Source organism: Microbacterium sp. JAI119, assembly GCF_013410135.1.
Classification (GTDB): Bacteria; Actinomycetota; Actinomycetes; order Actinomycetales; family Microbacteriaceae; genus Microbacterium; species Microbacterium oxydans.
Genome location: NZ_JACCCK010000004.1, coordinates 95038 through 119212, shown reverse-complemented (window position 1 = coordinate 119212; position 24175 = coordinate 95038). Strand labels below are relative to the sequence as shown.

Below are 24175 nucleotides of genomic sequence, written 5' to 3'. Positions count from 1 at the left end.
ACTAGGCGGCGGCGATCCAGAGCACGGCGCCGTCGCGCCAGCCCAGACCGGCCCTACCCTCAGGGATCGGCTCCTCGTGCCGCGGGCGGACGACGCGCATCCGCTTACCCGCAAGCTCCACGATGTAGACGATGTCGGCGCCGCGGTAGACGTGCGCGACGACCTCGACGCTCACCGGGGCATCCGCACCCACGACGGGGGAGAGGCGCAGGTCCTCCTGGCGGAGCACCACTTCTCCCGCTCCATCGGGACCGGCGCCGGTCATCGGCACCTGGATCGTGGTGCCGTCGAGGGTGGCCACCGCTCCGGAACGGGTCGCCGGAAGCAGGTTCGCCGCGCCGATGAAGTCCGCGGCGAAGGGGGTGCGGGGAGCACCGTAGAGCTCGGCGGGTGCGCCCTCCTGCTCGATCACGCCCGCGTTCATGAGCACGATGCGGTCGGAGAGGCTCATCGCCTCCTCCTGGTCGTGCGTGACGAACACGGTCGTGAGCCCGAGCGTGCGGTGCAGTTCCTTCAGCTCGACCTGCATGTCCTCACGCAGACGGGCGTCGAGGTTCGACAGCGGCTCGTCGAGCAGCAGTACGCGGGGCTCGAACGCGATGGCACGGGCCAGAGCCACGCGCTGCTGCTGTCCGCCCGAGAGCTGCGCAGGCATCCGATCGGCGAGGTGGCCCATCTGCACGCGCTCCAGCGCCCGCACGGCGAGCTCCTTCTGCTCGGCCTTCGACTTCTCGCCGGACATCCGCAGGCCGAAGCGCACGTTCTCGGCGACGCTCATGTGCGGGAAGAGCGCATAGCTCTGGAACATCATGCCGAGGTGCCGCTTCTCGGGCGGGAGCTTGGTCACATCCTGCCCCGCGATCTCGATCGTTCCGCTCGTCGGCGACTCGAGGCCCGCGATGCAACGCAGCAGCGTCGTCTTCCCGCACCCCGAGGGGCCGAGCAGGGAAACGAACTCTCCGGACTGCATGGAGAGATCGATGCCCTTGAGCACCGAGGTCCCCTTGAAGTCCTTGGTGAGTGAGGTGATGGTGAGTGTTGTCATCAGACGAACAACCTTCCCAGGCCGATGATGCGTTCGAGCACGATCATGAGGACGACGGTGAGCAGGACCATCAGGGTCGAGACGGCCGCCACGGTGGGCGACGTGCTGAACTCCAGCTGGCCGTAGATGGCGATGGGCAGCGTCTCCAGCTGCGGGGTGCGCAGGAAGAGGGCGATGACCGCATCGTCGAACGAGATGTTGAAGGCGAAGAAGGCGCCGGCCGCGATACCGGGACGGGCGATGGGGAGCACGACCAGGCGATAGCGATTCCAGGTGCTGGCGCCGAGGGTGCGCGCCGCCTCTTCCGTGAAGTGGTCGGCGCGGGTCATCACCCCGGTCACGGTGCGCATGACGTAGGGGATGGCGATCACCACATGGATCGCGATCAGCACACCCACGTTCGGCGCCCCGATCGTGAGGGACGAGATGGACAGCGCCCCGATCGCGAGGATGATCGTGGGGATCGTCAGCGGCGACATCAGCAGACCCTGGATGGCGGCACCGCCGGGAACCTTGAAGCGCGTGAGCGCGAGCGCCGCCGCGGTGCCGATGGAGGCGGCGACGATCGCGACCGTGACGCCGACCAGCAGGCTCAACCGGAACGGCTCGAGGTAGGTGTCGGAGGTGAGCGCCTCGACGTACCAGTCGAGGGTGAAGCCCTGACCGGGGAATGTCAGGAAGCGGTTCTCTCCGATGGAGGCACCGGCGACCACCATGAGCGGCACGAGCATGTAGAGCGTCACGACGACGCCGAGGATGATGGCGAGGACCCTGCCGAGGATAGGAACGGAACGGACCATGGTCACACCTTCTGCTTCCCGAGTCGGGACGTGGCCGCGAGCACGAGCATGACCCCGGCGAACAGCAGCACGGCCTGCGCGGCCGCGAACGACCAGTCGAGGTTGGTGGTCGCATCGATGTAGATCGTCTGGGCGAACACCGGGATCTGCGCTCCGCCGATGAAGCGCGGGGTGATGAACGAGCTCACCGAGAGGACGAACACGAGTGAGGCGCCGGCCACGATGCCGGGGATCGCGAGGGGGAGGACGACGTGCCACAGCGTGCGCCAGAACCCGGCGCCGAGGGTGCGTGCGGCTTCTTCGAGCTGCGGGCGGATACCCGAGATCACGCCAAGGATGCTGAGCACCGCGAACGGCAGGAGCACCTGGACCATCGCGATCACGACGCCGGTCTCGGTGCCGAGGAAGCCCTGTGTGCCCCCCACGAGGAACTCGGCCCCGGGGATCTTCATCAGCAGCCCTGACGGGCCCATCAGGACCACCCAGCCGAACGTGCGGACCACGACGCTGGTCATGAGGGGCAGGATGACGACGATCAGCAGGAAGGAGCGCACCTTCGAGCCGGCGCGTGCCATGACGTAGGAGAGCGGGATGGCGATGATCAGCGTGATCACCGTCTGGATCACCCCCAGGCGGAGCGAACGGAGCGCCGCCTGGAGGTGATATTCACTCGTGAACAACCGGGTGAAGTTGTCGAGGGTGAACCCGCCTGCCGACGACTGCACGCTCATGAGGAGCATGCCGGCCACCGGGGTGACGAAGGCGAGCGCGAGCAGCACGATCGCCGGCAGGAGCAGGAGCCAGGGCTCCCTACGGGTTCGCACACTCATTTGGTGATCAGCGCATTCCACTCATCGGTCCAGGCCGGTCGCGAAGCCGCGACGTCGCCGGGAGCGTAGACGACGACCGTCTCGAGCTCGTCGCCCGTCAGCACGTTGTCAGCGGCTTCGTCGGAGAGCTCGGTCTTGGTGTTGACCGGCGAGTACCGCATGTTCTCCGCGAAGACGGCCTGCGCTTCGGGGCGCAGTTCGAAATCGATGAAGAGCTTCGCGAGGTCGGGGTTGTCCCGGCCTTCGACCACGTTCGCCGTGATCAGAGAGGCGGTGACGCCCTCTTCCGGGACGATGAACTCCACCGGAAGGCCCGCGTCCTGCAGCGTGCCGGCGTAGTCCATCGCGTACGGTGCGAGCCACGTGTCGCGCTGTGCGAACGCGGTCTGCAGATCGGGCGAGGTCGGGACGACGATCGCGTCACCCGACGACGCCAGCGCACCCAGGTCGGTGATCGCCTGCGAGGTGTCGTCGATCCCGCCGCCGAGGGCGTCCGCGACACGGAGCATCGAGAGCACGCCGTACGTGTTCGAGAAGTCCGTGAGTGCGACGTGACCGGCGTAGGCCTCGTCGAACAGGTCGAGCCACGAGGTGGGCGCAGGAGCGTCGGCCTCGGTGTTGTAGACGAGTCCGATCGGTGCGAGCTGGATGACCGGGCCTTCACCGCGCTCGAGCCCGGCGGTCGCCAGGTCGATCAGGTCGCCGGTCTCGGAGAGGTCATCCGCGGCGATCGGGGCGATGAGCCCCTGCTCCGCAGCGGTGAATTCCTGCCCGCCGGAGAAGTGCACGACATCGATCTGCGGGCTCGCCTTCTGGGCGGTGACCTGCGCGAGGGCGTCGGCGCTGTACAGCGTGATCAGCTCGACCTTGGCGCCGGTCTCCTCCTCGAAGGGATCGACGACGGCCTCGATGAAGGCCTTCTCCCAGTCGCCGCCGAACGACGTGACCACGATGGTCTCGCCGGCGAACTCCTTGTCGCCGCCTGACGCTGCGGTGTCGTCACCGGTCGAGCATCCGGCGAGGACGAGGGCACCGGTGGCGACGAGCGCTCCGGCGGTGAGGATTCTTCGGGTATTCATGCACTGCTCCTTCGGGATGGGTCCAGCACTGAGTGAACGCCTTAGACCAGGCGTCCGATGGTGAGCTGCTTCGCTCCGTCGATGCGGATGGCCGCGCTCTCCTTGGCGAACTCGGCGAGTCCTTCGGTGATGCCGCCCCAGATGTTGACGGGTGTCCATCCGAGCGGGCCGAGAGTACGGGCACCACGATCGTAGAAGACGCCGATCTCGTACCACTCGAACGGCAGGCCGCCCATCTGCATCGGACGCTGCCAGTACCACTGCAGGTCACCCGGCGCCGGCACGACCTGCTGGTTCTCGAACGGTACCTTCTCGGGGTCGAAGTTCTGCGCCTCCTCGGGAAGGCCGACCATGACCTCGGGGCCCGCGTACATGGCGTGCATCGCCTGCATGGTGACCGGCTTCTCCAGCGCACCCCACATGGCCTCGCACGTGCGAGGGGCGAGGTCCTCGAACAGGGTGGCGACGGCGCGGACGCCGTTCTCGTACTCGAGGAAGACCTGCTTGGTCATCGTGTTCCTTTCTCTGCCGCGGGGTGTTCCGCTGCTCTTTCACGGGCGGCCGAGACGAACGCCGCGAACAGCGGCATCTCCTCTGCGGCCTCATCGGGGGCGATCATCTTCTCGGGGTGCCACTGCACAGCCCAGAACGGCCAGTCGCCGTCGGCCTCCACTGCTTCGACGATCCCGTCCGGTGCCCAGGCGACCGGGCGGAGGCCGGGTGCGGGGGCGTCGATCGACTGGTGGTGGATGGTGTTCACGGTCCGCTGTCGGGTGCCGTAGAGCGAGGCGAGGCGACTGTCCTCCGCGAGGAGGACCGGGTGCCGCGCCGCGAGCTGCTGGTCGGCGCCGCGCACCGGCTCGTGGTGCTCGGTGGCCGGGATGTCGACGAGGAGTGTGCCCCCGAAGGCGATGTTGCTCACCTGGAGCCCGCGGCAGATCGCCAGGACGGGGATCCCCCGGCGCCGAGCACCGAGTGCGAGCGCGATCTCATAGCCGTCGCGGGAGGGGTCGTAGTTCTTCCCCTCCTGCGGCTCGGCACCGTAGCGGGAGGGGTGCACGTCCTCGCCGCCGGAGAGCACGAGCCCGTCGATGCGGTCGAGCACCTCGTCGACCCCCGCCGTGGGAGGCAGCAGCACGACCGCACCGCCGGCCGCCTCGACGGGAGAGGCGTACTCGGTGCCGAGGGTGTGCGCCGGGCGACCGCTGCCCAGGTCGGTGTCGATGGAACGGCGCCAGGTGGTGATGCCGATGAACGGGCGGGTCACGAGAGCTCGATCCACGTGGTCTTCAGGTCGGTGAACTTCTCGAGGGCGTGCAGGCTCTTATCCCGTCCGAAGCCCGACCCCTTGACGCCGCCGAAGGGGATCGTCATGTCGCCCTCCTCGAAGCAGTTGACCCAGACCACGCCAGCCCGGAGCCGCCGAGAGAGGGTGTGGACGGCGTTCAGATCGTTGCTCCAGAGCGCCGCGGCGAGGCCGTACTCGGTGCCGTTGGCGATGGCGAGCGCGTCTTCCACGTCGTCGTAGGCGATGACCGAGAGCACGGGTCCGAAGACCTCGCGCCGGGCCACCTCGTGCGCGGGCGTGACGCCGAGCACGACGGGGGCGAAGTAGCTGCCGCCGTCGACGGCCTGGAATCGCTCGGCGCTGCCGGCGGCCAGCTCCGCGCCCTCGGCCTGGGCGCGCTCGACGAAGCCCGCGATGCCCGCGAGCTGCTTCTCGCTCACGATCGCCCCCATCGAGGTGGACACGTCGAACGGGTCGGCGGGAAGGCTCGTGCGGGCGACCTCGGCGGCGATCTCCAGGGCGAGGTCGCGCTGGGAACGCGGTACGAGCAGCCGAGAGGATGCCGTGCACATCTGGCCCTGGTTGTAGAAGCAGCCGTCCGCGGTGGCGCGGACAGCACGCTCGAGATCGGCGTCCGGCAGCACCAGGCTCGCGGTCTTGCCGCCGAGCTCGGGCCAGACGCGCTTGCCGTTCGACGCGGCCGAGTAGCCGAGGAACATGCGGCCGACCTCGGGTGAGCCGGTGAAGGTGACGACGTCGACGTCGTGGTGCTCGCCGAGTGCGCGACCGGCGACCTGCCCGGTGCCCGGTGTGACGTTGAGCACACCGGCGGGGATGCCGGCCTCGTGGGCGAGCTCGGCCAACCGGAGTGCGGAGAAGGTCGTGTGCTCCGCAGGCTTGAGCACCACGCTGTTGCCGACCGCGAGTGCCGGGGCGAGCTTCCAGGCGGTCATGGTCAGGGGGAAGTTCCACGGCACGACGGCCGCGACGACGCCGGCCGGTTCGCGGGTGACGAGCGCGAGGCTGTTCGGGGCGGTGACGGGCAGCTCGTCGAGCACCTTGTCTGCCGCCTCGCCGTACCAGCGGAAGCAGTTGACGACGGCGCGGAGCTCGGTCTGCAGCGCCTCGCGCACGGGCTTGCCCATCTCGAGGGAGATCGTGAGGGCGAGTTCTTCGGCGTTGTCGTGGATCTTCTGCGCGAAGGCGATCAGCAGCTGGCCACGCTCCCTGGGGGCGATGCGCGACCAGGCGCCCGAGTCGAAGGCCGTGCGAGCCGACCGGACGGCGCGGTCGACGTCGGCGACGGATGCGGTGCTGATCGGCGGAAGGGCACGACCGTCACGGGGGCTCACCGGGATGAGGGGTGCAGCCGAGCCCTCCTCCCACACGCCGTCGATGAACATGCGCGTGCGCAGGGGCAGGGTCGCGACGCGATCCGCCCAATCGTCTCCAGTAGCCGTGAACACGGTGGTCCTCTCCAGGGGTGATGGCCCTGGAGAGGATACTTGCTCTATTTCGCCACTAGGTCAAGCTGTTAAGAACGATCTCGCCATTTTGTTACATGTCAGTAACAGAATCAGACTACAAGCGGATCGCGCCGGTGGGCATATCGTTGGCCAGCGCCTCGGGTGCCTCATCGACGATCAGCGATCCGCGCAGCACCGGAGTGATGACCACCAGCGACTCCACGACTTCGAGGCCCTCGTGACCGGCCACCGCCGGGCCCGTGAGGAAGTCGTAGAACTCATCGGCGTCCTTCACGAGCACGTTCGCGAGCAGCTGTGAAGTGCCCGTGGTGGCGGCGATGAACTTGACCTCGGGCGCGGCCGCCAGAGCCGTGCCGACCTTCTCGAGGCGCGCCATCGGCACCCGAAGCCACACGAGCGCCTCGAGGCCCAGTCCGAACAGACTCGGCACGACCTCGGTGCGCGGATGCATGAGACCTCGACGGCTCAAGGACTCCATGCGACGCCGCGTGGTCGTCACGTTCAGCCCCAGGGAGCGGGCGAGCTGAGCCACCGGCATCCGACCGTCCTTGAGCAGCAGTCGGATGAGGGCCTCCTCGTCCTCACTCAGGGAGTCGGCGGGATCGACCTCGGAGCCGGAGGACTCGTCGAGCATTCGGGCCTGCTCGTCGCTGAGAACCCCTGCACGCCAGTCGTGCCCCGACCGGAAGAACTTCAGCACCGTCGTGACATTGATCGAGTCGATGCCCTCGAGCTCGGGGAAGTCGGTGAACAGCAGCTCGCGGATCGAGGCGTCATCGTGAGGGAGCAGCATCCCGGCGATGTCGCTGCTGCCCTCGAGCACCGAGACCGAGGAGGCATCCGCGCGCCGGGCCAGGGTGCGCGCGACCTGCCACAGCGCGTGGGGTTCCGTCGTGATGCGGAAGAGCACTGCGCGGGCATGCAGCACTCGGGCGGGGTCGACGTATGTGGAGACCCGCACCAGTCCGCGGTCGAGCAGCCGTTGCCCTCGACGGGCGACCGTGCGCTCGGGCAGGTCGACCACGCGGGCGATCTCACCCCACGACGCGCGGCCGTTCACCTGCAGAGCCGCGGCGACGATCCGATCGGTCTCGTCGGCCATCACATCGTTCGCGGGCACGTGCTCTCCTTCACCGGGGACTCGGTGGAAGGTTATCTCAGTCGGCGGTGCCGTCGCGTGGCGGGGAGGGCTGGGTGGCTGGGGCGGCTGGGGCGGAAACGGAGACGATCCGAGCAGCGCAGGGCGTGTCGCGGAGCGACGCGCCGGGTGCAAGCCCATGGATCTGGGTTTTCGCCGGCTTCAGCGGCTGGTAGAGGGGCGCCGCCCGGGGTCGAGGCCCGGGCGACGCCCCTCTCGGATTACTCCGCCTCGGTCGTGTCCACCGTGGCATGCCGGCGACGGCGGCGCATCGCGAACAGGCCGAGGCCCGCCGCGAGGAGCACGACGGCAGCGGCGATGTAGGGAAGGCTGTCGGCTCCCGTGGTGGCGAGGTCGCCGCCTGCGGAGCCGCCGTTGCCCGCGGAACCGCCGTTACCTGCGGAGCCGCCGTTGCCCGGTGTCGTCGCTCCGCCACCGGACGCGGCCGTGACGCTCAGAGCTGCAGTGACCTCGGTGCCGTCGGGCTGGATCACGGCGAGCGTGTGCGCACCGGCCGGAGTGTTCGCCGGGACGGTCACCGTGCGCTGGAACGAGCCGTCCGCATCGGCGGTGGCCGTGCCCAGCTGCACCGGGTCGGAACGCAGCTCGAGCCGCAGCTGAGCGCCCTCTGCGAAGCCGCTGCCCGTCACCGTGACCGTGCCACCGGCCTGCACGGATGCCGCGCCGAGTTCGACCTTCGCCGGAGCCTCGGGCTCGGGGGTGACCGGAGGTGTGACGCCGGCCTCGGTCACCCACTTCTCGCCCGCATCCGACTTGGTCACCGTGAACGTGTCGTAGACGGCACCGACGGGGAGGTCCGTCGTGGCGTCCGGCTGCTTCTCGGCCAGGTACGACCGGTAGACCAGCTGATTCTTCGAGACGTCGATCACCTGGTAGGTCGTCACGCCCTGACCGCGCAGCACCTGGGTGGCGCCGTTGTTGGTCCAGACGTTCTTCTCCGGCGTCTCCAGGTCGTAGTGCTTCGCGCCCGAGTTCGAGACGACGTAGACCGGGCCCGTGGTGAGGCCGGGGGTCTCGGTCGCGTCGGTGTTCACGTATCCGCGGGCGTACGTGTGGTCGTGTCCCATGAGAACCAGGTCGATGTCGTTGCGCTGGAAGACCGGCAGCCACTCGGCGCGGAGGATGGGCTCATCGCGCCCGGCCGAGGCCGAGAACACGGGCTGGTGGAACGTGACGACGTTCCACTTCGACGGGCTGTTCTGCAGCAGCAGGTCGAGCCATGCACCCTGGAAGCGCGTCCACAGGGTGCCGATCTGCGACGAGGGGCACTCCGCCCCCGCGCACGACGGGAGGCCGGCCGGGGTGAGGAACGTCGTGTCGCGAGTGGCGTTCAGGGTGATGAAACGCACGCCCTGGTAGTCGGTGTAGTACGCGGTCTCTGCGGCGAACGAGCTCCAGTGGTCGAAGAACGCGCGGTACTGCTGCGCGACCTCGGAGTCGCCCTTCGCCAGGTTCGCCAGTTCGCCGATGGAGCTGGTCGACGGGTTGTTGCGCGGGTACTCGAACGCCGCCTTCCACGCCGTGAGCAGCTTGTCGCCGGAGTACTCGTGGTTGCCGGGGGCGGCCATCACGTTCGTACGGACGGCCGAATCCTTCATGCCCTTGAACCAGTTGACCCACTCGTTCTCGTTGCTCGACGTGTTGATCAGGTCACCCGCGTGCACGGAGCCGATCGAGCGGGGAGCCTGCGCCTCGGCCTGCTTCACGACGCTCGGCCACGTGGTGTCCAGACCGATCTGGGCGTCGCCGTAGTAGATGAACTGGAAGTCGGTCGCGGACGGATCCGCGGTGCGGAAGGTGAACCAGTCGCTCCAGCTTCCGGGCAGGCCGACGCGGTAGCGGTACTCGGTGGCAGCGGTGAGACCCGTCACCGTCGCCGAGAAGTGCTTGTTCGGGTTGCCGTTCACGACACCAGCGTCGTACGCGTCGACCGTGCGGGTCTCTCCGCCGGCGGACGGGGCGATCTCGACCTGTCCGACCGTGTGTGAGGCGTCGCCTGCGAGCCAGGAGAACGACTGCGAGACGGCCGGCTGTTCGGTCGGGGTGAGGATGACGCGCGTCGGCGGCGCGACGACGGGGGTGCCCGGTGCGGAGGCCTTCACGAGGGTCAACGCGGACATGTCGAAGAAGATGTCGGAGCTGGTCGCGCGGTCCTGGAACAGCGACACCGCGATCGTGTTGGTGCCGTCGTGCAGCAGGGTTCCCTCGGCGCTGAACGTGCTCGTGAGCGGGTCGCCGTTGCCATCGCCCGCGTACTCGACGCTGGTGGTGTCGGTGATCCTGCCGTCGACGTAGCGGGCCACCTCCTGGCCGTTGATCCAAACGATGATGGCGTCGTCGTAGGTGATGGTGCTCTGCAGGGCGGCGACCTGCTCGGCGACGCCTGCCTCGAGCTCGAACGTCGTGCGGAAGAAGTAGGTCGGCACGGTCGGGGCCGCCGTGCCGTCGAGGTAGTGGTTGAGCAGGGTCTTGGGCGTCTGCGGGCCGACCGGTGCGAGCTTCCCGCCCTTGGCGCCGAACGAGCCCGGAGCCGTCTTCCACGCGCTGTCGTCGTAGGCAGGCAAGGTCCAGTCGCGGAGGGCTGCGGGTGCGGGAGACGGGTCGGATCCGTCGTCGAGGTAGTGCCAGGCGGTGTCGCCGGTGATCAGCGAGCTCGTCGGCACTTCGGGGTCGGGGGCGGCAAGAGCCGCGGGGGCGACGACGGCGCCGCCGAGCAGGGCGAGGAGCGCGACGGACGTCAGTCCGCGACGCCGCCACCGCACCGCAGGGGTGAGGGAGGTCATGTCAGTCCTTCGAGGTGGGGTTTCCGTGCTCAGCCGCACGGGGCGCCTCCACCCCATCGAAGCGGGATGACCGGGCGCTGACCTCCTGGCGACAGCAAGGTGAACTCCGCGACCGACGCTCGTGTAACGATGCTCACTACGATGTGCACATGTCCGATCCCGCGAAGCCGCGACGCTGGCGACTCGACCCGTCCTCACCTCCGGCAGCGGTACTGGAAGATCGAACGAAATGGCCGGCGTGGCAGCGGTTGTGGCGCCGGATCATGGTGAGGTGGGCGCTGTTCTCGCTCGCGTTCTTGCTTCCGTGGGGCGCGATGATGCTTCTCGCGTTCAATGAGCAAGCTGTCCCCGAAGGCATCGCGATCCCGATCCTCGCACTGCTCATGACTGTCTTCGTCAGCATGATGTTCCCCATGCGCCGTTGGACCAGACGGGAACTCGATGACTTCGCGCGGCAGGAACTCGATCTTGACGCGTGGCCCTGAGCCTTTCAGTATCTGCGCCGACGTACCGCTCGTTGATGTGTCGTTCTCCGAAGGCCCCGTCGCCCGGCCGAAACGGAGACCAACTGTGCGCGGAGCGGCGTGTCGAGGGGCGGCGCGCCGGCGCGCGGGCGGTTGGTCTGGGTTTTGGCCGGGGCGGTTGGCAGCCCCGGCACGGACGGCTCGCCCCGGTACGCTGGAACCCATGCTCAACATGGCTGACGGCCTCGCTCGTCTCGGTGCGCTCGCCGAGAACCCGGTCGTCCGCACCCTGGCGACGGCGTTCGAGGAGGCGGGCTTCGACCTCGCGGTCGTCGGCGGTCCGGTGCGTGATGCCCTGCTCGGCCGTGACACGCACGATCTCGATTTCACGACGAACGCGTCCCCCGACGACATCCTGGCCATCGTCACGCCCATCTCCACCGCGCAGTGGGACATCGGTCGCGCGTTCGGCACGATCGGCGCGCGCGTGCAGCGTGAACAGGTCGAGATCACGACCTATCGCGCGGACAGCTACGACGGTGTGACCCGCAAGCCCACCGTGGAGTTCGGCGACACCATCGACGGCGACCTCGTGCGCCGCGACTTCACCGTGAACGCCATGGCGCTGCAGGTGCCGTCCGTGAAGCTCGTCGACCCGACCGGCGGGGTAGAAGACCTCATCGCCGGCGTCCTGCGCACGCCGGCGGATCCTCGGGTGTCGTTCGGCGACGACCCGCTCCGGATGCTGCGCGCCGCTCGCTTCAGCGCCCAGCTCGGCTTCCAGGTCGAGGAGGCGACGGCCGCGGCGATCACCGAGCTGCGCGAGACGCTGAAGATCGTCAGCCCCGAGCGCGTCCAGTCCGAGCTGGTGCGCCTCATGCAGACCGACGACCCGGTGCGCGGCATCCGCGTGCTGGTGGACACCGGGCTGATCGACGAGTTCCTCCCCGAAGTGACCGAGCTGCGCCTCGAAGTCGACGAGCACCACCACCACAAGGATGTCTACGAGCACTCGCTGACCGTGCTCGCCCAGGCCATCGAGCTCGAGCACTCCCGTCATCCCGGAGCCGTACCGGATGTGCCGCTGCGCATCGCTGCGCTGCTGCACGACATCGGCAAGCCGCGCACGCGCAAGCTCGAGGCCGGGGGCGTCGTCACGTTCCACCACCACGACGTCGTGGGTGCGCGGATGGCGCGCAAGCGGCTGCAGGCGCTGCGTTTCGACACCGAGACCACGAACGCCGTCGCCACGCTCATCGAGCTGCACCTGCGCTTCTTCGGCTACGCCGAGGGGGCGTGGACGGACGCAGCCGTGCGCCGCTACGTGCGCGACGCCGGCGACCTGCTGGAACGCCTGCACATCCTCACCCGTGCCGACGTGACCACACGGAACAAGCGCAAGGCCGGCCGTCTCGCGAGCGCGTACGACGACATCGAGTCGCGCATCGCCGCGCTCCGCGAGCAGGAGGAGCTCGACGCCATCCGCCCGGAGCTCGACGGCAACCGCATCCAGCAGGTGCTCGGGATCGGACCGGGCCGCGAGGTCGGTGAGGCCTATCGGTTCCTGCTCGACCTGCGCCTGGACGAGGGTGTGCTCGGTGCGGACGTCGCCGAGCAGCGACTGCGCGAGTGGTGGGCTGCGCGCGACTGACCGCGCACAGTGACCGCGCACAGTGACCGCGCTCGGTGGCCGCACTGTGGTGGCCGCACTGTGGTGGCCGCACTGTGGCGGCTCAGACCAGGGGCGAGGTCACGATCGCTGCACTGTCGGGCGGCAGCGTCACGAGCGAGTCCTCCCGACGGAACCCCGACGTGGAAAGCAGCACCCTGGTGCGGGCTCCCACGTCGAACGCCTGCGACGTCGATGCGAGGTTGACCACCACGGAGAGGTCTCCGCGGTCGATGCGGTAGACCCGCCGTTCGGGCGTGCCGTCGGTCTCTCGGACCTCCACCGCGGTGTGCGTGGAGTCGGGGTCGGTGAGGGCGGGCCACTCCCTTCGCAGCGTCACGAGGTCGCGGTACAGGGCGAGCATCCGCGCGTGCTCCGGATCGTCGAGCTCGCTCCAGTCGAGGTGGGAGCGGGCGAACGTGTCGGGGTCCTGTGGGTCGGGCACCGCATCCGGATCCCACCCCATGCGGGCGAACTCGGCGGTCCGCCCCTCGGCGACGGCGCGGCCGAGCTCGGGTTCGGGGTGCGAGGTGAAGAACTGCCAGGGGGTGGACGCACCCCACTCCTCGCCCATGAAGAGCATCGGAGTGCCGGGGGCGGTGAGGGTCAGGACCGCAGCGACGGCCAGGCGATCCGGAGAGAGGGTGGCGGAGAGGCGGTCGCCTGCCGCGCGGTTGCCCACCTGATCGTGGTCCTGCGCGAAGGTCACGAGTCGCCACGTCGGCACTTCGGGTGGGATCGGCGCGCCGTGGGGACGTCCGCGGAAGGACGAGAACGTGCCGTCATGGAAGAACCCGTGCTCGGTCACCTTCGCCAGGGCATTCTCCGCGGCGAAGTCGGCGTAGTAGCCGCCGGTCTCCCCCGTGAGGGCCACATGGACGGCGTGGTGCCAGTCGTCTGACCACTGCGCGGTCAGGCCGTAGCCACCGGCCTCACGGGGCAGGATGAGCGTCGGATCGTTGAGGTCGGACTCGGCGATCAGGGCGAGCGGACGATCGAGCTGCACCGACAGCGCGTCGACGCGTTCGGCGAGTTCGCGGAGGATGTGCACAGGGCTCTGATCGTGCAGAGTATGCACCGCATCGAGACGCAGCCCGTCGACATGGAAGTCCTGCAACCACATCAGGGCGTTGTCGATGATGTAGTCGCGCACGGCCGGTTCGTCGAGGTTGACCGAGTCGCCCCACGCCGTGCTCTCGCCCTCGCGCAGGTAGGGGCCGAACAGGGGCAGGTAGTTGCCGCTCGGACCGAGGTGGTTGTAGACCACGTCCTGCACCACGGCGAGCCCGTGCCCGTGCGCGGCATCCACGAACCGCTGGTACGCGGCAGGGCCCCCGTACGCCTCGTGCACCGCGTACCAGAGCACTCCGTCGTAGCCCCAGTTCCAGCGCCCGTTGAAGGCGTTGACCGGAAGCAGCTCGACGTGCGTCACCCCCAGCTGCACCAGGTGAGGCAGGCGCGTGATCGCGGCGTCGAGCGTCCCCTCCGGCGTGAACGTGCCGAGGTGAAGTTCGTAGACCAGGCCTCCGGCGAGCTGCCGTCCCGCCCATCCCGCATCGCTCCAGGCGAAGTCGCCGACGTCGAACGCCGCGGATGCCGCGTGCACACCGTCGGGCTGTCGGCGAGAGCGCGGATCCGGCCGCAGCTCGGGATCGTCGTCGAAGACGAACCCGTAGCGTTCGCCGGTTTCGAGCTCGTCGCCGGCTCGCCACCATCCGCCTGACGTCGGATCGAGATCGGTCTGCGTCGTGCTGCCGTGTCGAGAGGTTCGTCTCAGCCGCACCCTGCTCGCCTTCGGTGCCCAGACCTCGATCATCGATACCCCGCCGTCATCGACACCCCGCCGTCATCGATACCCGCCGACACCGTCGTGCCGTCATCGAGCACACGGATTTCATCGGGCGAGCTCGAGCAGAGCCACCGGATACGTGTCCAGCAGCTCGGCCAGCCGGACCGGCCCCGGTCCGATGCGTCGGCCGGTCAGCAGGTCGGTGGCGGGGAGGCCGGGGCGCATCATGACAGTGTCGCCCCATCCTCCGCGGCGCGCCAGCCCCATCGGAAGACGGGTGGCCACGACGGTGATCCCTCCGCGATGAGCCGCGACAGCGTGGTCGGCTGCCGCGCCCTCGACGACAGCGGGACGGTAGAACCGGAACAGCTCGGGGTTGTCTCGACGGGCGCGCAGTGCTCGCGACGTGACGAGCAGCTTCGCCCGCGCAGAGTCGTCGACGGCGGGGAGGATGCCCCGCGCGACCTCCGCGTCGAGCTCCGCGAGCATCCGCCTCCGCAGCTCGAAGTCGACCGGTCGACGGTTGTCGGGGTCGACGAGGGAGAGGTCCCACAGCTCCGTGCCCTGATACACGTCGGGGACGCCGGGCGCGGTGAGCTGCAGCAGCTTCGCGGAGAGCGAGTTGGAGCGGCCGGCCGCCAGGATCTCGTCCACGAAGCGTTCCAGGATCGGGGCGGCTTTGCCCTCGAGCGCCTGCGCGATCGTCGCGAGGCCCTCCTCGAACCGCGCATCCGGATGCTGCCAGGTCGTGGCCTCCGCGGCCTCGCGTGCCGCCTTGGTCGCATAGGCGAGGAAACGCTCGGAGGAGAGGGGCCACGCACCGACCGCCGCCTGCCAGAGCAGGGCATCCAGCGGACCGTGGCCGGTGGTCGCGATGGTGCGGAGCTCACCCAGCACCTCGGCCCAGCGCTCGGGGATCTCGGAGAGGACCGACAGTCGGGCGCGCACATCCTCCGAGCGCTTCGTGTCGTGCGTCGACAGCGTGGTCATCGAGTGGGGCCAGGCGCCGAGCCTGGCGTTCTGCCGCCGATGGAAGTCGTCGACCGTCACGGCGGGGATCGCGGGGTCGGCGCCCACCTCGGTGAGCGTTCCCAGTCGGGTCAAGCGGTAGAACGCGGTGTCCTCGACGCCCTTCGCCATCACCGCTCCAGTTACCTGAGGAAAGCGCTGCGCGACCTCGAGTCGGGGGTCGGACAGCAGCGGCTCGAGCTCGGCGAAGGCCGCCGAGAGGTCGGGGCGGCGTCGACGGGCCTCGGTGAACGCGACGCGCAGATGCTCGCGCCCCTCGGGGAGGTACGAGCGATAGACCGGGAAGCACGCCACGAGTTCAGCCAGGGCGTCATCGGCGTGCACGATCCCGTGGGGCAGAGTGCGCACGAGCCGGCGCACCTCCGCCTGCAGCAGCCCGTCGGCGATCATGCGCTTGGAGTCGTGGATCAGGTCAGGCCACGCGGGGGCGGCCGGGAGCCCGGTCTCCGCACGCAGCCTCTCGTCGAGAGTGTCGAGAGCGTCGACTCCCGCACGGTCGACGAAGAGCCGATCGATGTCGGCGAGAGCGTCGTATCCGGTCGTTCCATCGGTGCGCCACCACGCGGGCAGGGCTTCGCCCGGTTCGAGGATCTTCTCGACCAGCGTGTACGCCCGCCCCGTCGCGTCAGCCAGGCGCTCCAGATATCCGGTCGGATCGACGAGCCCGTCGGGGTGATCGACACGTAGTCCGTCCGCGAGCCCGCTGCGGATCCATCGGATGATCTCGCGATGCGACTCCGCGAAGACGTCCGGCAGCTCGACTCGGAGGCCGGCGAGCTCGGAGACGGCGAAGAACCGTCTGTAGTTGAGATCGGTGTTCTGCTCCTCCCAGTAGCGGAGGTCGTAATGCTGGGCGGCGAGCAGTGCGGGAAGGTCGTCGGCCAGCTGCGCCGTGCCGGGGGCGAGCGGCAGCACGTGCTCGAAGTACGTCAGCACGCCGTCGGGCGCGTCGGGTGCCGGGGTCGTGTCGACGGCGAAGAGGCGCTCGGTGATCGCCCGATCCGGTGATGAGCCCAGGATCGGCAGGATCAGACGCCCACCGCCGGCCGCCCAGTCGATGTCGAAGGCCGCCGCGACACGGGTCTCCCTCCCCAGACGCAGCACCTCCCACCACCAGGCGTTCTGGCGTGGGGCACCGACTCCCATGTGGTTGGGCACGATGTCGGCGAGGATCCCGAGCCCTGCGGCCCGAGCGGCGGCGGCGAAGCGCTCGAGTCCTTCCTCGCCTCCGCGCTCGGGGTCGACGCGTCCGTGGTCGACCACGTCGTAACCGTGGTTCGAGCCGCTGACCGCCGCGAGCACGGGGGAGAGGTACGCCCAGGAGACGCCGAGGTCGGCGAGGTAATCGGTCACCCCTGCCGCGGAGTCGAGGGGGAAATCGGCGGTGATCTGCAATCGGTAGGTGGAGAGCGGACGCAGGGTCACGACGCCGCCTGCCCGCTCTGGGCGCGGAGGGAGGCGTCGACCGAGTCGTCGGCGGCCTCCGGCACTCCGTCGATCTCCTGCAGCACCAGGGTCGCCTTGCCGTCGAGCGGGATGCCGTTCCCGGGCTCCAGCGCGCGATCCGCGGCCAGTTCGCCTGCGGTGTCGACGACGATCCGCCATTGCGCACCGTGGCGCTCGTCGGGGATGACGAGGTCGATCGGCTCGTCGCCGCTGTTGAAGTAGACGAGGAAGTTCACGTCGGTGACGGGGCGCCCTCGCGAATCGTTCTCGCGGATGCCCTGTCCGTTGAGGAACATCCCCACGGAGCGCCCGAATCCGGAATCCCAGTCCTCCGGGGCCATCGGTCGGCCATCGGGGCGCAGCCAGACGACGTCGGGGATGCGGTCGTCGTCGGAGCGGCCGGGGCGACCGTCGAAGAAGCGGCTGCGGCGGAAGGTGGGATGCTCACGGCGGAGTCGGGCCACAGCGGCGGTGAACTCGACGAGGGGCAGGTCGGCCGCCTCCCAGTCGATCCAGGTGAGCTCGTTGTCCTGCGCGTAGCCGTTGTTGTTGCCGTGCTGCGTGCGGCCGAGCTCGTCGCCGTGGGAGATCATCGGCACGCCCTGCGAGAGCAGCAGCGTGGCGAGGAAGTTCCGCTGCTGACGCGCGCGGCGCCGGTTGATGTCGATGTCGTCGGTCGGTCCCTCCGCGCCCATGTTGTCGGAGCGGTTGTGGGATTCGCCGTCGTTGTTGTCCTCGCCGTTCGCCTCGTTGTGCTTCTCGTTGTACGAGACGAGGTCGCGCAGGGTGAAGCCGTCGTGCGCAGTGACGAAGTTGATCGAGGCGACGGGTCGTCGGCCGGAGTGCTCGTACAGGTCGGCGGACCCGGTGAGGCGGGAGGCGAACTCGCCGAGTGCCTGCGGCTCACCGCGCCAGAAATCGCGCACGGTGTCTCGGTACTTGCCGTTCCACTCTGTCCACTGCGGCGGGAAGTTGCCCACCTGGTAGCCCCCGGGGCCGATGTCCCACGGCTCGGCGATGAGCTTCACCTGCGAGACGATCGGGTCCTGCTGCACGAGCTCGAAGAACGCCGCGAGGCGGTCGACGTCGTAGAACTCGCGGGCGAGGGTCGCCGCGAGGTCGAAGCGGAACCCGTCGACGTGCATCTCGGTCACCCAATAGCGCAGCGAGTCCATGAGCAGCTGCAGGGCATGCGGATTGCCCGCGTTCAGACTGTTGCCCGTGCCGGTGTAGTCCGTGTAGTAGCGCTTGTCCTCTTCGAGTCGGTAGTACGCCTCGTTGTCGATACCGCGCATCGAGAGCGTCGGGCCGAGGTGGTTGCCCTCCGCGGTGTGGTTGTAGACCACGTCGAGGATGACCTCGATCCCGGCCTCGTGCAGGGTGCGCACCATCGCCCGGAACTCCTGCACCTGCTGGCCGTGCTCGCCCGTCGCGGAGTAGGTGTTGTGCGGGGCGAAGAACCCCAGGGTGTTGTAGCCCCAGTAGTTCGACAGCCCCTTCTCCTCGAGCACGGAGTCGTCGACGAACTGGTGCACGGGCATGAGCTCCAGCGCCGTGATGCCGAGGCGCTGGAGGTGCTCGACGACGGCGGGGTGGGCGATGCCGGCGTAGGTGCCTCGGAGCTCTTCGGGGATGTCGGGATGCCGCTGGGTGAGCCCCTTCACGTGCGCCTCGTAGATCACGGTCTCGGCATATGGGGTCTTCAGCGGTCGATCACCCGCCCATTCGAAGAAGGGATTGACCACGACGCTCTTGACCATCGCGGCCGCGGAGTCGTCGTCGTTGCGCGAGTCGGGATCGCCGAAGTCGTAGCCGAAGAGGGGCTGGCCCCAGTCCATCCGCCCGGCGACGGCCTTGGCGTACGGGTCGAGCAGCAGCTTGTTCGCGTTGAAGCGCTGCCCCTGGGCGGGGTCGTACGGTCCGTGCACGCGGTAGCCGTAGAGCTGCCCCGGCTGCACCGTGGGAAGGTAGCCGTGCCAGACGAACGCGTCCACCTCGGTGAGGGGCACGCGGGTCTCCGTGCCGTCCTCATCGAACAGGCACAGCTCGACGCGCTCGGCGCCTTCGCTGAAGAGGGCGAAGTTCGTCCCCTGACCGTCGAAGGTCGCCCCGAGCGGATATGCGGTTCCGGGCCAGATCTCGCCGCTCATCCGGCGACGGTGTGGTTGCGGGTGCCGGCTGCCATGGCATCGACGATACTCACTGCACGCTCGAAATCGTAGACCTGCGCGACCTCCACCGAGCGGGGATACGGGTGGCCCAGATAGCAGACGAAAAGCGGTGGCACGACGTCGATGTAGCCGACGGGACGATCGTGGCTGACGACGTAGCGGTCGAAGCCGACGCGCTCGCACACGGCTTCGACCGCGGGCCGGTGAGCCGGTCTGTCGGCGGGGTGCGCGGAGGCGTGGCGGGCAGAGCCAGTGGGGGTGGGGGTTCGGACGTTCATGGCGCCTCCTGACTCGTGGGGTGCTCCCACGCTAGGAACCAGACCGCCCTTCGGGAACACCGTTGCCAGGGCGGCGAGGAGGAGGTATGGCGCGTCCTTCTCCTCGCCGTCCGGGCGTCAGGTCTCGTCGGGATATCAGCTCTCGTGGGGGCGGCGTTGCAGTTCCGTGACGACGACGCCCGAGTCGTAGGCGACCGTCTGCACCGCATCGAACCGCTCGGGACGGTAAGAGCGCTCACGGAAGAGCGGGATGCCCGCCCCGAAGAGCAGCGGCTGCCGCTTCAGCACGAGTCGATCGATCTCGTCTGCGAGGGTTGCCGCGAGTGCGCCGCCGCCGCACAGCCAGATCGCTGCTCCCTCCTCCTGCTTCAGGCGTCGCACCACCGACACGGGGTGCTCCGCTGTCACTTCGAGGTTCTCGCCGTCCGCTGTCCTCGTGCTGCTGAACACGATCTGGCGGAGGTGTCGATAGGGACTCGACAGCCCGCCCACGGCGTAGGTGTTCCACCCCATGAGGACGGTGTCGAACATCTCGCGCCGCTGCGGAACCCCGAGGGCTTCGGCGGCGACGGTCGGCAGCGTGTCGGCGAAGCGGGCATTGATGCCGTCCATGTGGTCGCCCTCGATGAGGAACGCGTCGAATTCACCGTTCGGACCAGCGATGTACCCGTCGAGGCTGACGGCGGCGTAGTACACGAGCTCTCGCATGGTTCTCCAATCACAACATCTGTAGCGGTTACAGTACAACAGGCGTAGTGATTGCGCTAGGGTTCCTTCCATGGTGAAGAACGACTCGCGACGACGGACCATCGCGGATGCGGGACTCGCCGTGCTCGCACGCGAAGGATCACGGGGGCTCACGCACCGAGCCGTCGACGTCGCCGCTCAGGTCCCGATCGGCACGACGTCGAACTACTTCCGCAGCAGGGACGCCCTGATCGAAGGACTGGTCGAGCGGATCGGGGAGCGTCTCGCACCGAGCGCCGATGATCTCGAACGCCGGTCGAAGGCCGCCCCGGGACCCGCGCTCTTCGCCGACTACCTCCGCGACATCGTGCGACGCCTGACCGACGATCGGGACGTGACGCTCGCGCTGTTCGAGCTGCGGCTCGAGGGCGGTCGGCGGCCCGAGGTCGCAGCCGTCCTCGGTGCGTGGCAGCGCGCCGGGTTCGACGCCGACGTGGCTTTCAACACCGCGGCGGGACTCCCGGGTGGACGCCGCGAGATCGCCCTGTTCCACTATGCGATCGATGGACTCCTGCTCGACAGGCTCACGACGCCCATCGATCAGGAGACCTCCACCGACGACGTCATCGACGACCTGGTCGCCGGGCTCATCCGCTGACCCGGCGGGGTGTTCCCTCGGGGGCGCGCTGCTCGTACACTGAGGCAACGCACGCTCTCGACGATCGGAGACCGCTGTGTCTGCGCCGTGGCAGGTATCCCGCGAGTCGCTTCCCCCGACATCGCGACTTCTCATCGAGCGTGCGCACGAGGAGCTGCTCGCCGGGAACCTCGAAGACCGGCGTCTGCAGGAGGTGCGGCCACTCGTCCGGGAGTCGTGGGAGCGGGCGTGGCGCAGTCGCGTCGGCCCCGAGGGCGCTCCTCCGCTCGATCTCGTGAGCGACGAGCTGGACGCCTATCGGCTGGCGCATCCGCTCGCCTCCGTCATGGACATGATCCGTGCCCTCCTGCTGCCCGGCGAGGCCCAGGATGCCGGTGTCGTCATCGCCGTCGGCGACCAGGCGGGCCGTCTGCTGTGGATCGAGGGCGACAGGCAGCTGCGGTCGCTCACCGACGACATGGGCTTCGTCGCGGGAGCGAACTGGTCGGAGGATGCCGTCGGCACCAGCGCACCCGGAACCGCTCTGGTGCTCGGACAGTCCGTGCAGATCCGCGGCGCGGAGCACTACAACCGTCTCGTGCACCCCTGGTCCTGCACCGCGGCTCCCGTCCGCGACCCGGAGACGCACCGCGTGCTCGGGGTCATCGACATCACCGGGGGAGCGGAGGTCGTCTCGCTGCAGGCACGGCTGCTCGTGGATGCGACAGCCCGCGCCGTGGAGTCGGAGCTGATGGTGGCGCGTCTGCGGGCGCGCAGCGAGGCGCACCGGCCTCGTGCGTCGGCTGCGAAGTCCCGGGTGCCGGCAACGGCGCGGGCGACACTTCACGTGCTCGGACGCGATCGTGCCCGATTGGAGACGGAGTCGGACCACGAAGAGTCCGTGATCGAGCTCAGCGCCCGTCATGCCGCGATCCTGCTGATGCTCGGCGTGCACCGACAGGGACTCTCGGCCGAGCGCCTGTGCGAGCTCGTGTACGGACCGGGCGTCTCGCCCGACACGCTCCGCCCCGAGATGGTCCGGCTGCGGAAGGTGCTCGAGCGCACGGCTCCCGACCTCGTGCCGGAGTCGCGACCGTACCGCCTTCCCGTCACCCTCGACACCGATGCGCACGACGTTCTGTCGCTGCTGGACCGAGGTGCCCACAGGGTGGCGCTCACCGCCTACCGAGGACCGGTGCTGCCCGAGTCGACGTCGCCGGGTGTGGAGGAATTCCGCGAGTCGGTGCGCGCGGCGCTGCGGGAGGCGATGCTGTCCGAGGCGAGTCTCGACGTGCTGCTCTCCTATGCGGAGATCCCCGAGGGCCAGGGTGACGCCGAAGCCCTCCGCCTCGCCCTGGAGATGCTCCCCGCCCGGTCGCCGAAGCGCGCGGGACTGGTCGCGCGGATCGAGCGTCTCGAGGCCTGAGCCTCTGCAACCGGTCGCAACGTTGCGCATCGGGTCGCAACGTCGGTCGACCTAGCTTCGGGGAAGAGCCGCAGCACCGAAGCGCGGCGCACCCGTCGAAGGAGACCCCCATGACCATCGTCGAAGAAGACGTGTCCGTCGCCCCATCGTCCACCGCATACGCCGCCCCCGGGCAGCCCGGAGCCGTCGCGAACTATCGGGCGCGCTACGGCCACTACATCGGTGGCGAGTTCGTGGAACCCGTCAAGGGCCAGTACTTCGAGAACGTCAGCCCCGTCAACGGCAAGCCCTTCACCGAGGTCGGGCGCGGCACCAGCGAAGACATCGACCGGGCGGTCGAGGTCGCCTGGCAGGCATTCGCCGGCTGGGGCAAGACGAGCCCAGCCGAGCGGTCGGTGATCCTCAACCGCATCGCCGACCGCATCGAGCAGCACCTGGAGGAGATCGCGGTCGCCGAGACGTGGGAGAACGGCAAGCCCGTGCGGGAGACGCTCGCGGCCGACATCCCTCTCGCGGTCGATCACTTCCGCTACTTCGCCGGAGTGCTTCGGGCTCAGGAGGGCGGCATCAGCCAGCTCGACGAGAACACCGTGGCGTACCACTTCCATGAGCCGCTCGGCGTGGTCGGGCAGATCATCCCGTGGAACTTCCCGATCCTGATGGCGGTGTGGAAGCTGGCGCCCGCGCTCGCCGCAGGCAACTGCGTGGTGATCAAGCCGGCCGAACAGACCCCGGCCTCACTGCTGTTCCTGTTCGACATCATCGGCGACCTTCTGCCCGCCGGCGTCGTCAACATCGTCAACGGCTTCGGCATCGAGGCGGGTGCTCCGCTCGCACAGCACAAGCGCATCCGCAAGGTCGCCTTCACCGGAGAGACCACGACCGGGCGACTGATCATGCAGTACGCATCGCAGAACCTCATCCCGGTGACGCTCGAACTCGGAGGCAAGAGCCCGAACGTGTTCTTCGAAGATGTCGCCCGCTCGACGAACGACCCCTTCTACGACAAGGCGCTCGAGGGGTTCACGATGTTCGCGCTCAATCAGGGCGAGGTCTGCACCTGCCCGTCTCGCGCCCTCATCCAGCGCTCGATCTACGACGGCTTCCTCGCCGACGGCCTGGAGCGGGTGGGCAAGGTCGTGCAGGGCAACCCGCTCGACCCCGCCACCATGATCGGAGCTCAGGCGTCGAACGACCAGCTGGAGAAGATCCTCAGCTACATCGACATCGGGAAGCAGGGCGGTGCGCGGCTGCTGACCGGTGGCGAGCGCGTCGACCTCGGCGGCGATCTCAGCGAGGGCTACTACGTGGCTCCGACCGTGTTCGAGGGCACGAACGACATGCGCATCTTCCAGGAGGAGATCTTCGGCCCGGTGCTGTCGGTCACCTCGTTCGACGGCTTCGACGACGCGATCTCGATCGCCAACGACACCCTGTACGGACTGGGCGCCGGGGTGTGGAGCCGCAGCGGCGACACGGCCTACCGCGCGGGACGGGCGATCGAGGCCGGACGGGTGTGGACCAACACGTATCACCAGTACCCGGCGCATGCGGCATTCGGCGGATACAAGCAGTCCGGCGTCGGACGGGAGAACCACAAGATGATGCTCGACCACTACCAGCAGACGAAGAACCTCCTGGTCTCGTACGCCGAAGGCCCGATGGGCTTCTTCTGAGTCACCTCTCCGGGCGGGCGCACGAGCGTCCGCCCGGACATATTCTCTGAAGGGAATGAACCGTGATCGGCGACGAGACCGTGGAACGCGTGGCCGTGACGGAAGCAGCGGCATCGCTCGTGCGCGACCTCACGGCCCAGCACGGACCCCTCATGTTCCACCAGTCCGGCGGCTGCTGCGACGGCTCATCACCCATGTGCTACCCGGTCGGCATGTTCATCACCGGGCAGGGCGACATACTTCTCGGGGCGCTCGACGTCGGCCTGGACCGGCCCGTCGAGGTGTACATGTCGGAATCGCAGTTCGAGTACTGGAAGTACACGCACCTGACGATCGACGTCGTGCCCGGCCGCGGTGCGGGTTTCAGCGTCGAGGGCCCCACCGGCATGCGATTCCTGATCCGCTCCCGGATGCTCTGACCTACTCCGGTCG

20 protein-coding genes are annotated in these 24175 nt (G+C 68.8%); 6 read left to right on the top strand and 14 right to left on the bottom strand.

Annotated elements, in window-relative coordinates; all coding sequences use genetic code 11:
• Position 1: 1 nt before the first annotated feature.
• The 9 genes from HDC31_RS16660 to HDC31_RS16620 form a co-directional block, all read right to left on the bottom strand.
• Complete coding sequence (locus tag HDC31_RS16660) at positions 2–1045, bottom strand: ABC transporter ATP-binding protein (protein WP_141368141.1); 1044 nt, start codon at positions 1043–1045, stop codon at positions 2–4.
• Entirely contained in the window at positions 1045–1845 is an 801-nt protein-coding gene (locus HDC31_RS16655; RefSeq protein WP_218867878.1) for an ABC transporter permease, read from the bottom strand. The genes HDC31_RS16660 and HDC31_RS16655 overlap by 1 nt, the downstream gene beginning before the upstream one ends.
• A gap of 2 nt (positions 1846–1847) precedes the next feature.
• Positions 1848–2675: an ABC transporter permease gene (locus tag HDC31_RS16650; RefSeq protein ID WP_046748493.1), complete on the bottom strand. Its 828-nt coding sequence runs from the start codon at positions 2673–2675 to the stop codon at positions 1848–1850.
• Positions 2672–3754: an ABC transporter substrate-binding protein gene (locus tag HDC31_RS16645; protein WP_046748494.1), complete on the bottom strand. Its 1083-nt coding sequence runs from the start codon at positions 3752–3754 to the stop codon at positions 2672–2674. The genes HDC31_RS16650 and HDC31_RS16645 overlap by 4 nt, the downstream gene beginning before the upstream one ends.
• 41 nt (positions 3755–3795) lie before the next feature.
• Positions 3796–4266, bottom strand: a complete 471-nt coding sequence (locus tag HDC31_RS16640; RefSeq protein ID WP_017829890.1) for a DUF3830 family protein — start codon at positions 4264–4266, stop codon at positions 3796–3798.
• Positions 4263–5021 (bottom strand): gamma-glutamyl-gamma-aminobutyrate hydrolase family protein, encoded by a 759-nt coding sequence (locus HDC31_RS16635; RefSeq protein ID WP_179516367.1) that lies wholly within the window; start codon positions 5019–5021, stop codon positions 4263–4265. Before HDC31_RS16635 ends, HDC31_RS16640 begins: the two co-directional genes overlap by 4 nt.
• Entirely contained in the window at positions 5018–6508 is a 1491-nt protein-coding gene (locus tag HDC31_RS16630; protein ID WP_179516366.1) for an aldehyde dehydrogenase family protein, read from the bottom strand. The genes HDC31_RS16635 and HDC31_RS16630 overlap by 4 nt, the downstream gene beginning before the upstream one ends.
• A gap of 115 nt (positions 6509–6623) precedes the next feature.
• A complete protein-coding gene (locus HDC31_RS16625; RefSeq protein WP_046748496.1) occupies positions 6624–7649 on the bottom strand; it encodes an Lrp/AsnC family transcriptional regulator in 1026 nt (341 codons plus the stop codon).
• A gap of 239 nt (positions 7650–7888) precedes the next feature.
• A complete protein-coding gene (locus HDC31_RS16620) occupies positions 7889–10471 on the bottom strand; it encodes a fibronectin type III domain-containing protein (RefSeq protein WP_179516365.1) in 2583 nt (860 codons plus the stop codon).
• Between the two features lie 149 nt (positions 10472–10620).
• Here HDC31_RS16620 and HDC31_RS16615 point away from each other — a divergent pair, with 149 nt between their 5' ends.
• Both HDC31_RS16615 and HDC31_RS16610 read left to right on the top strand, forming a co-directional pair.
• Positions 10621–10956 carry a hypothetical protein gene (locus tag HDC31_RS16615; protein WP_147251226.1) on the top strand — a complete coding sequence of 112 codons (336 nt, stop codon included), beginning with the start codon at positions 10621–10623 and terminating at the stop codon, positions 10954–10956.
• A gap of 202 nt (positions 10957–11158) precedes the next feature.
• Positions 11159–12586, top strand: a complete 1428-nt coding sequence (locus HDC31_RS16610; RefSeq protein WP_113680724.1) for a CCA tRNA nucleotidyltransferase — start codon at positions 11159–11161, stop codon at positions 12584–12586.
• Positions 12587–12668: 82 nt separating this feature from the next.
• Here the strand turns inward: HDC31_RS16610 and treZ are convergent, their stop codons facing one another.
• The 5 genes from treZ to HDC31_RS16585 all read right to left on the bottom strand — a co-directional run bounded on the left by treZ (position 12669) and on the right by HDC31_RS16585 (position 20025).
• Positions 12669–14420 carry a malto-oligosyltrehalose trehalohydrolase gene (gene treZ, locus HDC31_RS16605; RefSeq protein WP_179516364.1) on the bottom strand — a complete coding sequence of 584 codons (1752 nt, stop codon included), beginning with the start codon at positions 14418–14420 and terminating at the stop codon, positions 12669–12671.
• 78 nt (positions 14421–14498) lie between these two features.
• A complete protein-coding gene (gene treY / locus HDC31_RS16600) occupies positions 14499–16847 on the bottom strand; it encodes a malto-oligosyltrehalose synthase (protein ID WP_113680726.1) in 2349 nt (782 codons plus the stop codon).
• Positions 16844–19018, bottom strand: coding sequence for a glycogen debranching protein GlgX (gene glgX, locus HDC31_RS16595; RefSeq protein WP_113680727.1), 2175 nt, complete (start codon positions 19016–19018; stop codon positions 16844–16846). Before glgX ends, treY begins: the two co-directional genes overlap by 4 nt.
• Positions 19015–19317, bottom strand: a complete 303-nt coding sequence (locus tag HDC31_RS16590) for a hypothetical protein (RefSeq protein ID WP_147251227.1) — start codon at positions 19315–19317, stop codon at positions 19015–19017. The genes glgX and HDC31_RS16590 overlap by 4 nt, the downstream gene beginning before the upstream one ends.
• 135 nt (positions 19318–19452) lie before the next feature.
• A complete protein-coding gene (locus tag HDC31_RS16585) occupies positions 19453–20025 on the bottom strand; it encodes a dihydrofolate reductase family protein (protein WP_058631916.1) in 573 nt (190 codons plus the stop codon).
• Between the two features lie 70 nt (positions 20026–20095).
• Here HDC31_RS16585 and HDC31_RS16580 point away from each other — a divergent pair, with 70 nt between their 5' ends.
• The 4 genes from HDC31_RS16580 (at position 20096) to HDC31_RS16565 (ending at position 24162) form a co-directional block, all read left to right on the top strand.
• Complete coding sequence (locus tag HDC31_RS16580; RefSeq protein ID WP_113680729.1) at positions 20096–20662, top strand: TetR/AcrR family transcriptional regulator; 567 nt, start codon at positions 20096–20098, stop codon at positions 20660–20662.
• A gap of 76 nt (positions 20663–20738) precedes the next feature.
• Complete coding sequence (locus tag HDC31_RS16575; RefSeq protein WP_113680730.1) at positions 20739–22067, top strand: transcriptional regulator; 1329 nt, start codon at positions 20739–20741, stop codon at positions 22065–22067.
• A 110-nt stretch (positions 22068–22177) separates the two neighbouring features.
• Positions 22178–23743 carry an aldehyde dehydrogenase family protein gene (locus tag HDC31_RS16570; RefSeq protein WP_046748506.1) on the top strand — a complete coding sequence of 522 codons (1566 nt, stop codon included), beginning with the start codon at positions 22178–22180 and terminating at the stop codon, positions 23741–23743.
• A 62-nt stretch (positions 23744–23805) separates the two neighbouring features.
• Positions 23806–24162: a DUF779 domain-containing protein gene (locus HDC31_RS16565; protein WP_258546310.1), complete on the top strand. Its 357-nt coding sequence runs from the start codon at positions 23806–23808 to the stop codon at positions 24160–24162.
• The last annotated feature ends 13 nt before the right edge of the window (positions 24163–24175 follow it).